General features: G+C 53.8%; 9 protein-coding genes. 8 read left to right on the plus strand and 1 reads right to left on the minus strand.

Annotation, left to right across the window (positions count from 1 at the left end):
• The first annotated feature begins 1 nt into the window (after position 1).
• Genes BBD41_RS21575 through BBD41_RS21590 form a run of 4 tightly spaced genes read left to right on the plus strand, consistent with a single transcriptional unit; the run spans position 2 to position 6,647 of the window.
• On the plus strand, positions 2–832 hold the full coding sequence (locus BBD41_RS21575; RefSeq protein ID WP_077567687.1) for a carbohydrate ABC transporter permease: 831 nt from the start codon (positions 2–4) through the stop codon (positions 830–832).
• A 33-nt stretch (positions 833–865) separates the two neighbouring features.
• Entirely contained in the window at positions 866–2,683 is a 1,818-nt protein-coding gene (locus BBD41_RS21580) for a cache domain-containing sensor histidine kinase (protein WP_099480730.1), read from the plus strand.
• Positions 2,661–4,262, plus strand: coding sequence for a response regulator transcription factor (locus BBD41_RS21585; protein ID WP_099478684.1), 1,602 nt, complete (start codon positions 2,661–2,663; stop codon positions 4,260–4,262). The genes BBD41_RS21580 and BBD41_RS21585 overlap by 23 nt, the downstream gene beginning before the upstream one ends.
• A 39-nt stretch (positions 4,263–4,301) precedes the next feature.
• Entirely contained in the window at positions 4,302–6,647 is a 2,346-nt protein-coding gene (locus BBD41_RS21590; protein WP_099478685.1) for a glycoside hydrolase family 3 N-terminal domain-containing protein, read from the plus strand.
• Between the two features lie 182 nt (positions 6,648–6,829).
• On the opposite strand, the gene BBD41_RS21595 is transcribed toward BBD41_RS21590, so the two are convergent.
• Positions 6,830–7,057, minus strand: a complete 228-nt coding sequence (locus BBD41_RS21595; protein ID WP_157929325.1) for a hypothetical protein — start codon at positions 7,055–7,057, stop codon at positions 6,830–6,832.
• A 400-nt stretch (positions 7,058–7,457) separates the two neighbouring features.
• Between BBD41_RS21595 and BBD41_RS21600 the strand changes: the two genes are divergently transcribed.
• The 4 genes from BBD41_RS21600 to BBD41_RS21615 all read left to right on the plus strand — a co-directional run bounded on the left by BBD41_RS21600 (position 7,458) and on the right by BBD41_RS21615 (position 12,676).
• Positions 7,458–9,080, plus strand: coding sequence for a discoidin domain-containing protein (locus BBD41_RS21600; protein ID WP_162292792.1), 1,623 nt, complete (start codon positions 7,458–7,460; stop codon positions 9,078–9,080).
• A gap of 17 nt (positions 9,081–9,097) precedes the next feature.
• Positions 9,098–10,750 carry an extracellular solute-binding protein gene (locus BBD41_RS21605; RefSeq protein WP_077567683.1) on the plus strand — a complete coding sequence of 551 codons (1,653 nt, stop codon included), beginning with the start codon at positions 9,098–9,100 and terminating at the stop codon, positions 10,748–10,750.
• Positions 10,751–10,859: 109 nt separating this feature from the next.
• Positions 10,860–11,774 carry an ABC transporter permease gene (locus tag BBD41_RS21610; RefSeq protein ID WP_077567682.1) on the plus strand — a complete coding sequence of 305 codons (915 nt, stop codon included), beginning with the start codon at positions 10,860–10,862 and terminating at the stop codon, positions 11,772–11,774.
• 14 nt (positions 11,775–11,788) lie between these two features.
• A complete protein-coding gene (locus tag BBD41_RS21615) occupies positions 11,789–12,676 on the plus strand; it encodes a carbohydrate ABC transporter permease (RefSeq protein WP_077569070.1) in 888 nt (295 codons plus the stop codon).
• Positions 12,677–12,746: the final 70 nt, after the last annotated feature.

Below are 12,746 nucleotides of genomic sequence, written 5' to 3' on the forward strand. Positions count from 1 at the left end.
CATGAAGAGAAATTCGGGCCTGTTCCAGTTATTCGCATACACATTTTTGGGCCTGTTCGCTATTATGAATATAATCCCGCTCTTTTGGATGGTGGTCAACTCCTTCAAGGAGGAGCAGGAATACGCTTCCTCGCCGTTTTCGCTGCCGCATACGCTGCAGATTTCGAACTACGCCAAGGCTTGGGAAGTTGCGAACATGGACGTTTATTTTTTGAACAGCATTATCATTACCTTTGCTTCCCTGATCATTACGGTGCTTCTGGGGGCGCTTGCCGCATATTTCCTTTCCCGGTTCCAGTTCAAGCTGCGGGGCGTGACCTATAGCTTGTTCTTGCTGGGGATGCTGGTGCCGATCCATGCAACCTTGATACCGATCTTTTTGATTATGCAAAAGCTGCAATTGCTCGATACGTACTGGTCGTTGATTTTGCCGTATACGGCTTTTCACTTGTCATTGACCGTGTTTATTCTAGAGGGCTTTATGCGGGGATTCCCTAAAGATCTGGAAGAGTCGGGCGTCATGGACGGCGCGGGCGTGTATCGCATCTTCTGGTCGATTATTTTGCCGATTACCCGGCCGGCCCTGGCGACGGTCATTATACTGAACTTTATTTATAATTGGAACGAGTACCTGTTTGCGCTGGTCCTGATCACTTCGACGGAGCTTAAAACGCTGCCGCTCGGGCTGGCCAATTTCGCCGGCATTGAAACGGCGAGCCTTACGCTTCAAATGGCGGCTCTGACGATCGCGCTCATACCGATCCTGATCTTCTATCTGCTGCTGCAGAAGCAGCTCGTGAACGGAATGACGGCAGGCGCGGTCAAAGGCTAACGCGGGGGCAGGCGGATGGAAGGGGAGAACAGCATGAAGACCCGTTACGGAAAATACCTGGGAAATTTCGGCTTGAAGCGGAAAGCGCTCGCGATTTTTCTTCTCTTCGTCATTTTGCCTACGTTCGGCGTCGGCGTCGTCGCTCAATATAAATTCAATCAGGTCCTGACGGACCAATTCATGAACTCTACCAAACGGAATTTGGATAACGTCGCGAGCCAGCTCGGAGAGCAAACCAAAATGGTGGAGGATATCGCCAACTATCTCATCCTTAGTCCGGATATGCGGTCCTTCCTGAGGCCATCACCTCCCCTAAGCAGCGGCCAGCAGGCCAATCTCAAGCGCAACATCGAAGAATTCCTTACCTTTCAGCTCATGTCCCGGAGCTATATCCGCTCGATCGAAATTTCCGGCTACAACGGAAGTTTCATCGAGATGGGCGAGCCGTTCAGCGGGGATGAATCGATGTGGGTGCATCAGGCCGAGGCCCGCAAGGGGGGCATTGTCTGGACGGAGGGTTACAGCCTGAACAGCGATTGGTACGGGCCCACCCGCCTCCTCTCGATGTTCCGGATTTTGAATTCGTACAATGACATTACGAAGCCGTTAGGCAGGCTGACTATCCGCATGGACGAGGCCGGCATCGTCAATCTGCTCGAGAAGGGGATATTCGAGGAGGGTCAGGGAAGCGTGTTCATCGTTGGGGAGCAGGGTCAGATCGTACTCGGCTCTCGCGGCGGATTGAGCGAAGAATTTGCGCCCGACGAGACGCTGGTGAGCAAGCTTTCCTCCGGAAGGGAAGGCTTCTTTCATTATCCGGTTGAAGGCAAACGCTATTTAACCTTGTACAAGCCGATCGAAAGCACGGGCTGGAACGTCGTGGCTTTGATTCCCGAGGCTACCGTGGCGGAGGAGTTCCGCGGCGTCAAAATGCTGATGCTGTTCATACTCGCCGCGATTTTGCTGCTCGGTTTGACGGCGCTGATCGGCTTTCATTATACGATCATCACTCCGATATTGCGGCTGAAGAAGGAGGCGAGCCGAGTCGCCTACGGGGACTTCAACGCTCGCGTCCCGATCCAATCCCGGGATGAAATCGCGGAGCTGAACCGGACGTTCAACGAAATGGTATCCACCATCCAGCAATTGATCGAGCATAAGTACAAGCTGGAGCTCCGGGAGCGCGAGTCCGAGCTGAAGCTGATGCAGAACCAGATGGATCCGCATTTTCTCTACAACACGCTGGACATGATCCGTTGGACGGCTAGATTAGAGCATGCGGAAAAATCGAGCCAGCTGATCGAAATGCTGTCCAAGTTCTTCCGCGCCAGCGTTAATAACGGCAGCTACCGGACGACGCTGCGCCGGGAGATGGAATTCGTTCAATCGTATCTGTATCTGCAGCAGCGACGACTTGGTGACAAGCTGACCTATACGTTATCGATGGAAGAAGGCCTGGAGGATACGCCAATGCTGAAAGCGACCATCCAGCCGCTGGTGGAAAATTTCCTCAAGCACGGGTATGACCGGGGCAAACCGATGAATGACATCCTCGTGAACGCTTCCCGGGTCGCCGATGAAATCGTGATCGACGTGATCGACAACGGCAAGGGAATGCCGGCAGTGCGCCGCCAAGAGGTGATGGCATCGCTTCAGGGGAGGGCCAGGGAAGGGGGCCGGCAGGGAGCGATGTCCAATATTCATGAGCGGATCTCGATCTTTTTCGGACCCGGCTATGGGCTCGAGTTGGTCAGCACTTCTTCAAAAGGCACCTGGGTCAGGCTGAGGCTTCCTGGGGGACATATTCAAGATCAAGGCGGTGATAAGCATGGACAATCAATGGACGGTTAGGGGCAAGCTTGTCAATATGCTGATCGTGGACGACGAGCCGGTCATCTGCGAAGGATTGCGGCGCACGATCGATTGGGAGCGTCTTGGCGTCCGGGTCGTGGACGTAGCCTATGACGGGGCGGAGGCACTGCGGCTCGTCGAGGAGCGAGACGTGAATGTCGTCTTGTCCGACATCCGCATGGAGGGGATGGACGGACTTGAGCTGGCGGAGCGCTTGAAGGAGCGGTTTCCGAATGTCCGCATCGTCATGATCAGCGGCTACGAGGATTTCGAATACGCGCGTCAGGCGATTCGTCTGGGCGTTAGCGACTACCTGCTGAAGCCGGTCGATATCGATGAATTGACGGAAGTCGTCAAGGCCATTGTCGAAGGCGTTCGGGGCCGGGAAAGAGACGGGGGCATCCAGGAAGCGAAATTATGGCTGTCGAATATGGCGCGTCAAGGGACTGCTTACCTCAAAGAAGCCCCGCCGTCTCTGCATGGAGCGGAATTTCGCGTGCTGGCAACCCAGATGGTTCGGTTTATGGAACGGTTCGGTGAGCAGCCTCCGGAACATTACGACGAAATTCAGGACGATTGGGTGGATCGGCTGCATGCGGAGCTGCGGAGTCCTTTTCTCCGCTTGATTTCTGTATTTGACCACGAAAATCTGTTGTATACACTGATCGTATCCGAGGTCCGAATGGATCTAGCTGCCTGGGACCGCCTGTTGGAGGCGGCCGAGCCCGTGCTGCAGAGGGCCGGGATATGCTGCGGAGCTTCCGGGCACTACGGCGATTTGACCGAGACGGCCGAGCGGTGCGCGGAGGCTAGCCGCCTGCTGCCTTATCATTTGCTGGAGAATAAGACGGTGCTGCTTCCGGATTACCCGCGCACGGCCGGGCGCGGCCTGGGTACAGCCACAGCCGACTTCGATGCGGAGGGTGCGGCACGGAATCTGATGGCGGCAATGCTCAAGCGGGATCATAACGAGCTGGACGCGCTCGTTGCGGAAATGTTCGCGTTTTTCCGGGAAAAGCGGTTTTTGCCGGAGGAACTGTGGATCGCATATGAAGAATTGGCCGTGTTGTTAAGGCAGCGAATGCGGAGAAGCGGCCAGACCGGGCTAGACGATGTCCATCTGGCAAGCCCGGATATGAACCACTTCAACTCTTATGGCTCATTGGAGCGTCTCGTGCAGGGACATATGCGGGAATGGCTGAAGTTTATCGAGCGGTCCGGCATGGATAAATCGTACTGGATCATCGAAAAGGCGAAAAAGTATATGAACGAGCATTACCGAGCCGATTTAAAGGCCTCCGAAGTGGCGTCTTGGCTGAAAATAACGCCCAGTTACTTCAGCTATATTTTTAAGCAGAGCACGGGAAAGGGCTTTACGGAATATATGAACGAAATGCGGATGGAGCATGCGAAAGAGCTCTTGGCCACGACGCATGACAAAGTGTTTGAAATCGCGGACAAAGTAGGGTATAAGGAATACAAATATTTTGTATCCGTATTCAAAACGTACACCGGAATGACGCCGAAGGAGTACCGCGGACTCAGCGCCGCGAGGGACGCGGGCGGCGGGGTGCATTAAGGGCCGAAGCCCACATCGATGAAGCGGGGGAATGAAAAGATGGAAAAATATAAGTCTGCCCGAGCGCCGTTGGAAGAGCGAATCGAGGATTTGCTCGGAAGAATGACGTTGACGGAGAAGGTAGGGCAGCTGAACCAGCGAATGTATGGGTGGAACGCCTATGTTAAAAAGGACGATGGGTTCCATCTGACCGAAGAGCTCAAGGCCGAGGTGGCCTGGGGCGGCGGCATGGGCGCGCTTTACGGGCTGTTCCGCAGCGATCCGTGGTCCGGTGTCCACTACGGCAACGGCATTACGGCGGCGGAGAGCGCGAAAGCGGCTAATATGGTCCAGCGGTACGTGATGGAGCATACCCGGCTCGGCATTCCGGTGCTGCTGACGGAGGAGTGTCCGCATGGGCATCAGGCGCTCGATGGGACGCTGCTTCCGGTCAATCTCGCCGCGGGCGCTACCTGGAACCCGGCGCTGCTTCAGCGGGCTTATGGTTTGGCGGCCGCCGAGATCCGCAGCCGCGGCGCGCACGTCGGCCTCGTGTCGGCGCTCGACATCCTCCACGATCCGCGCTGGGGCCGGTCCGAGGAATGCTACGGCGAGGATCCGTACTTGGCCGCCCGGTTTACGGAAGCGGCCGTGCGGGGCATGCAGGGCGAGAAGCCGGAGGAGATGGCCGGGCCGGATAAAGTCGCGGTCGTGCTCAAGCATCTATGCGCCCAAGGCACCGCGCAGGGCGGGCGCAATGCGGGACCGGCTCCGATCGGGGAGCGCGAGCTGCGCGAGATCCACCTTCCCGCCGCCATGGCCGGGAAGGCGGCCGGCGCCGCCGGTTTCATGGCGGCGTACAACGAGATCGACGGCGTGCCCTGCCATGCGAATAAGCGGCTGTTAACCGGCATCCTTCGCGAGGAGTGGGGCTTTGACGGCATCGTCATGGCCGACGGCGTCGCAATCGACCGGCTTCTGGCGCTGACGGGCAGCTACGAGTCCGCCGCAGCGCTCGCCCTGGACTCGGGCGTGGATCTCAGCCTATGGGATACGGCATTCTCGACGCTGGAGGGCGCAGTACGGCAGGGGCTCGTTCGGGAAGCGGACATCGACCGGGCGGTGCGTAGGGTGCTTCGTCTGAAGTTCAGGCTGGGACTGTTCGACAATCCATATGTCAGCGAGAGCGGCCCGATCTCCATTGTCGGCCGTTCCGAATTCCGCGAGTTGAACCGGCAGGTGGCCAGGGAATCCGCCGTGCTGCTGAAGAACGAAGGCTGCCTGCTGCCTTTGGGCGAGGAGCGCCGCCGCATCGCGGTGATCGGCCCCAACGCCGATCAGCTCTACAATCAGCTCGGCGATTATACGAGCGTTCAACGCGAAGGCACCGGGATTACAGTGCTGCAGGGCATGCGCATGGCTGCCCCTGCAAACGCGGACATCGTCTACGCTAAGGGCTGCGGCATTCGCGATATGTCCGAGGAGGGCTTGGCCGAGGCCGTGGAGGCGGCGAAGGGGGCGGACGTCTGCGTGTTCGTGCTGGGCGGCAGCAGCGCCCGCCGCTTTGACGGGATGTTCGACAGCAATGGCGAGGCCATCGTCCCCGAAGGCGAAACGAGCAATCCTTCCGAGATGGACTGCGGGGAGGGCGTTGACCTGGCCGATCTTTCGCTGGGCGGCCAGCAGCAGAGGCTGCTGGAGGAAGTGGCTGCGACGGGAACGCCGGTCGCCCTGGTACTCATCCAAGGGCGTCCGCATGCGCTCGCCGGCGTGGTCGAGCACTGCGAGGCCGTGCTGTGCGCTTGGTATCCGGGGCCGGAAGGGGGCGCCGCCATCGGCGAGCTGCTGTTCGGCAAGGCGAGCCCGAGCGGCAAACTGCCCGTATCGATTCCGCGTTCCGCCGCACAGCTGCCGGTGTATTACAACCAGAAGGATCCCGGGCGGCCGAGAGTGTACGTGGATATGCCGTCCGCCCCGCTGTATCCATTCGGTTACGGGCTAAGCTATACGGAATTCCGGTACGGGGACGTTCGGCTCTCGCGGGGTGAAATCTCGGTTTTCGAGCTGCAGGAGGGCAGGAAAGTCGCCGTGACGGTCCGGCTCGCCAACACGGGCCGTCGCCCCGGAGCAGAAACCGTTCAGCTGTATATCTCGGCCCGTGAATCGGGCATTACCCGCCGCATTGCCGAGCTGAAGGCGTTTCGAAAGCTGGAGCTGGCACCCGGCGAGGAGCGGGACGTTACCTTCAGCTTGGGCAGGGAGGAACTGGCTTTCTGGAACCGGGAGATGTCGTTTGCGGTCGAGCCATGCCGTGTGACAATCGGGATCGGCGGTTGTTCGCAGGAGCTCGCCAAGGCCGAGCTGATTATTACGGGGGAAGGCAGCGGAAATGCGATTCTGAACTAAGGCTTACTAGGCGGTCATCCCGCAAAAGTATATTCTCGATGCTATGTAATGCAATGAGCTGCGATAGATGGATAAGCATCACCGACTCTATGAAACAAAGCGCAAGTTCCGAGGCGAGTTAGCCGGGAACTTGCGTTTTGTGCTTTATGGCGGCACCGATCTCGATTATTGCGGACTGGCCATTAATGGATATAAATTTCAAATCGAAAGACCGAATGTCCTTTGCCTTCGCGCTCGATGTACGACTTGAGCTCGTTCAGGCCGATGAGGACCAGAGAGACCAGCGAGACCAGCGCGAAGCAGAACAACTCCATGGGAAGCTTGCCGGTGATCGCGTTCAATCCGGTTGGAATACGGGCTGGCCGGATTAAATCCCCAATAACTACAAGCGTAGACGTATCTTTGTTCAAAAATGCAGATGTGCGTCCGGAATGCCGATAGACGTTAAAAAGCGGGGATGGTAGTCTCATCAGGGAGGAGGCGAGGGACAAATTCTGGCTTGCTTCCGAACGATAAACAGCTCAATTTGGAAAGGAGGATATTCATCTGAAAAGGATCTCTATATCCATGATGCGTGTAAGGAAGGAAGTCGCTGCGGCACTTTGTTTCGTTCTGCTGGTTGCTTTTTTTCCTTTAAGCAGGATTGAAGCCGCTTCAGAGCCGTTTAAGGGAGGGGTTAAGAATGACACCGTAACCTTTTCGGTTTATGCCGTAGGAGATTCCGTTCCTCGCCGGACTCAATTTCAACTAGAGCTTCGGTGTGAAGAAGGAACCGCAGCTCGGGCTCGTCTTTCAATAGAAGGAAACGATTTGCATACGGTAACGCATCATGCCGCAGGACAGGAATGCAAGGTGTGGGCAGGTTCCGGCGGCCATGCCGGACTCGGGAACGAGGTGCAAATTACAGTCAGCGGGGAAGAAGGAGTGATCGCACGAAAGGTTTTATATCCGGAAGGCGAAGCGGAGGTTGTTTCCTCTGAATTCGATGTGCCGCAAGGTGAACTCCAAATTGCTGTAAACCATGAATATACCGAAGGTGCTTTGGGTACGCGGGTGCGCGTCATGGAATGGAACATTTGGGGCGGCGGTCGTTCGGCGGGCGGCCAGGAGAACGTGGAGCAAATTATCGAGGTCATCCGCCACGAAAATCCTGATGTTTTATTCACGATCGAAACCTATGCGTCAGGAGAAAAGATCTTGGAGGGAATCAACGAGGGATTGCCAGAAGATCTTCGATACAGCGGAATCAAAGTAACGAACCAAGCGGCACATCAGCCAAATGACGATAATTTATGGATATTTACGCGCTATCCCGTTATGAAACAATATCCGATCATTTCGCATGCCGGATTGATGAGCGGCTTCCACTTCGGCGGGGTTAAGATCCAGTTACCTGACGGCCAAGAGGTCAATCTGTTCAATACATGGTTATATCATGACGGCTGGGCTTGGGATGCCGTAAACCAAACGGTCGGCGAAATTACATACGGGATTCCTCGAACATACACCAATGCCGAGATTGTAGCGACCGACTTGCAGCCTCGCCGCATGCAAATGATTCGAAAAATCCTTTACGAGAATTATCCCCGATTATTAACTGGTGATTCTTCGCCTATCATTATGGCAGGTGATTTTAATACGATGTCAGCGGAGGATTGGAGCAGTCGGTTTGCAGACGCGCCGGGTCATGCAGGCCTCGTCCTTCAATGGCCCGTCACAACGCTCATCCAGGAGGAAGGCTTTATCGATACTTACCGTTGGGCTAACCCTGATGCAGCTCGCGATCCTGGCAGCACATGGAGCCCGTACCATGGTTTCGGGATGGCTCCGGGAAGAATCGATTATATTTGGACGAAAGGACAAGAAATTCGAGTGCTTGATTCCTACACCGTGGATGAAATGCTTCCGGAGCATCAAAACCGCGCCGTTCCTTTCTATTCCGACCATGCGGCTGTCGTTACAGATCTTATGATCCGTAATAGAAACCGTCTTCCGGGCGGACCGCCGCAGGTAGAGCATGTTGTTCCGCGATTCCAAATGACGGCAACCTCTACAAGCGAACATGCCGGGTATGAAGCGTCCAAGGCGATCGACGGGAACCGGGATACCATGTGGCATACAGAGTGGGCGCCGCAAGAACCGCTTCCGCAATCCATTCTATTGGATTTAGGAGATGTTTATAATGTCACGGGGCTGGACTACCAAACCCGCACCGATTTCAAGCCGGATGGAATCGTTACGGGATACAACATTTATGTCAGCAGTGACGGCGAATCCTTTATGAAAATAGCGGACGGGGTTTGGGAGCACGATTATTCCCCGAAAAAGGCGGATTTCAGTGCCGGAGGCGTACGTTTTATAAAGCTGGAAGCGACACAGGGCAGCGGTAATGCTGCCTCGGCTGCTGAAATCAAAGTCCGCTTTCAACCATGAAATCATAGGAGATGAGAATGTTGAAAAGAACGAGAAAACGCCCCCTGCTTCTTACCGTCATCATGGTTCTATTATTTGTTACGGCGTGCAGCTCCGGCAGTAATAATGCCGAGCCTGAGGCGCCAGCCAATACATCCAATGAACAAGGGGAGCAGCCTTCTGCTGAGGCGTCATTAGTGAACGCATCCGGATTCCCGATCGTGAATGAACCCGTTAAGCTGGATATCGTCGCAGGATTGCCGGCCGGATCTCATCCGGATTGGAACGATGTGATGCTGTTCAATGAATATGAGAAGAAGACGGGCATTGACGTTGAGTGGCAAATGATCAGCACCTCCGTATTGAATGAACAACGCAATATTATATTGGCATCGGGCGAGCTGCCGGACGTATTTTATGCAGCGGGCATTCCGGACGGAGACGTTATGAAGTACGGACAGCAGGGAATGTTTATCCCGCTGAACGATTTGATCGACAACTATGCACCTAACATCAAGAAGCTTCTGGATGAAAATCCCGACATACGGAAAGGGTTAACGATGCCGGACGGCAACATCTATTCGATCCCGCGAGTGTACGACCCTGCATTCACGTCGGTTCTCATCAATCCGAAGCAATGGATCAATACGAAATGGGCGGAGACCCTCGATCTGAAGCTCCCGGAAACGACGGATGAGTTCTATGACTACTTGAAAGCGATAAAAGAAGGAGACCCGAACGGGAACGGCAAAGCGGACGAGATTCCATTCGGAGCCGACGGAATCGGCCGGTTAACCAAATATTTATACGGCGCTTGGGGTCTTCAAAACCGCGGATCCCGGCACGCTTATGTGGATGTAAATCCGGAAACCGATGAATTGAGATTTTTCCCGACCGACACGAAGTACAAGGAAATGCTGGAGTATATTCACAAACTGTACAGCGAGGAATTAATCGACCCGGACATCTTTACTGTGAATTCTTCGGAGCTGCTTGCACGGTTGGGTGAGGATGTGTACGGCGTTTACAACTCTTGGGATCCGGAATCCTGGGCGAACATAGAGAATTTCACCGGCGCCCCCGTTTTGGCAGGGCCGCATGGCGATAAGCTGGTAGTCAGCAATTCGCCGCTTACAGGACTAGGACACTTTGTCATCACGAATGCCAATAAGCATCCGGAAGCGACGATGCGCTGGATCGATTATTTCTTCAGTGACGAAGGCACGGAAATGTTCTTTATGGGCTTTGAAGGGGTAACTTTCAAAAGGAATGCTGACGGTACGACGGAATTTCTGGACGAAATCGTGAAAAATCCGAAAGGCCTGTCCTTCGACCAGGCGATCGCTCAATATCTTGTCTGGCCGGGCGGGGGAATGCCAGGGATCGTGTCACAAAAGTACTTCCGCGGCGGTGAAAGCTTGCCGTTATCCGTAGAAGCTGCAAAACTGCTGGAACCCTATGTACCGGAAGAAACGTGGCCGCCGTTCAGCTACACGACGGAGGAAAATACAAGAATGGCTGCGATCGATTCCGATATTTCCACGTATATTCGTGAGATGCAAGCCAAGTTCATCACCGGCGACGTGCCGTTCAGTGAATGGGAAACGTATGTGGAGACGATTGAGAAGATGGGCCTGGCCGAATATATGGAAATTTACCAGGCGGCTTATGAGAGATACAAGAACGGATAAGAACACGGTAAGATTTTGATCTCTAATCTCTATCATTCCAGTTCCCATGGAAAACAGCGGATTTCCATGGGAACTGGTTTTATCACGATGATGCAGGGGGCTGCAAGCGATGTTTGTATCGAAATATTGGAGAAAGTCGGCTTGGAGAAATTGGCAGTTATACGCCCTCACGTTACCGGTTATAGCGTATTTCATCATTTTTAAATACGGCCCGATGTACGGGGTGCAAATCGCCTTTAAGGAGTTTATAGCCAATCGTGGCATTTGGGACAGTCCTTGGGTCGGATTTGATCATTTTGAACGTTTTTTTAATAGCTATTATTTCGAACGATTGATACGGAATACGCTCGAAATCGGATTGTACGAGCTTGTTGTCGGCTTTCCGGTTCCGATTATATTAGCGTTAATGATTAATGAAGTACGGAATAGCAAATTCAAGAAGACCGTGCAGACCGTTACCTACGCTCCTCATTTCTTATCGATTGTGGTGACGGTTGGGATGATCTTCATCTTTCTACACCCTGTAGATGGAATGATCAACCGCGTTATAACTTGGTTTGGGGGTGAACCCATTTCGTTCATGATGGAGCCGGTATGGTTCAAGTCGATCTATGTCCTATCCGGTGTATGGCAGCAAATGGGTTGGAGCTCTATTATTTATATCGCCGCCCTTGCCGGCATAGACCCGGCTCTGCACGAGGCCGCACGAGTGGACGGGGCATCCCGCCTTCAAAGAATTTGGCACGTGAATCTGCCCGGCATCGCCCCGACGATCGTCATCCTGTTAATCCTGAATGTCGGCAATATTATGGCAGTCGGTTATGAGAAAATCCTGCTGATGCAGAACGACTTGAATTTGGAAGCCTCCGACGTCATCTCCACATACGTATACCGAAGCGGTATTCTGGACGCCCAGTACAGTTTTTCGGTAGCCGTCGACCTGTTTAACGCCGTTATTAATTGTGTGCTTCTCGTACTTGTGAATTATGCGGCCAAAAAGATCGGGAAGACCAGCCTATGGTAAGGGAGGAATCGAACATGGAAAGAGAATCGTTTGGGGATAAATGTTTTGTCATCGTCAATGCCGTCCTCCTCACGCTGGTATTAATAGCTGTCCTTTATCCGTTGTGGTTTGTTTTGATTGCTTCGATCAGCGATACGGCTGCCGTGTTAACGGGAAAGGTATGGTTATGGCCGAGAGACTTTACTTTGGCCGGATATAAAATTGTGCTGCAGAACGGCGAGTTGCTGAGAAGCTATGGGAATACGGTTCTTTATACAGCAATAGGTACGGCGATCAATCTTGTTCTTACCGTTATGGCCGCTTATCCGATGTCGCGAAGGGACTATAGAGGCAGAAACGCCCTGATGGCCTTTATCGTATTTACAATGTTCTTCAGCGGCGGAATGATTCCAACCTATTTGCTCGTTAAGGATCTGGGCATGCTCAACACGATATGGGCCTTGGTTATCCCAAACGCAGTGTCGGTATGGAATATCATCATCATGCGGACATTTTTCCAGCAGAGCCTTCCCTATGAAATTCAGGAAGCGGCTCAAATTGACGGGTGTTCGGATATCAAAATTTTATTGAGAATTGTGCTGCCGTTATCCAAGCCGATACTGGCCGTCATGGTTTTGTTCTATGCAGTTGGACATTGGAACGCATTCTTCAATGCACTGATCTACTTAACAGACAGGGACTTATACCCGCTGCAGCTTATTTTGAGGGAAATTCTGATTCAAGGTCAGATGGCGAGCATGATGGAATCCGGGGACACAACCGGGATGGCACGGCGGATCATGGAAGCGGAGTCGATCAAATACGCCGTTGTGATCATTGCGAACCTGCCTGTGTTATTGCTATATCCATTCCTGCAGAAATACTTTGTGAAGGGTGTGCTGGTAGGCTCGTTAAAAGGTTGAACATGACAATGTGTGTAAATTTATTGTAAATTTGTTGTGAGTTTATAGACTTGCTGACAGCCTCACGCGA

Origin of the sequence: Paenibacillus ihbetae (assembly GCF_002741055.1) — a bacterium.
GTDB lineage: Bacteria > Bacillota > Bacilli > Paenibacillales > Paenibacillaceae > Paenibacillus_AQ > Paenibacillus_AQ ihbetae.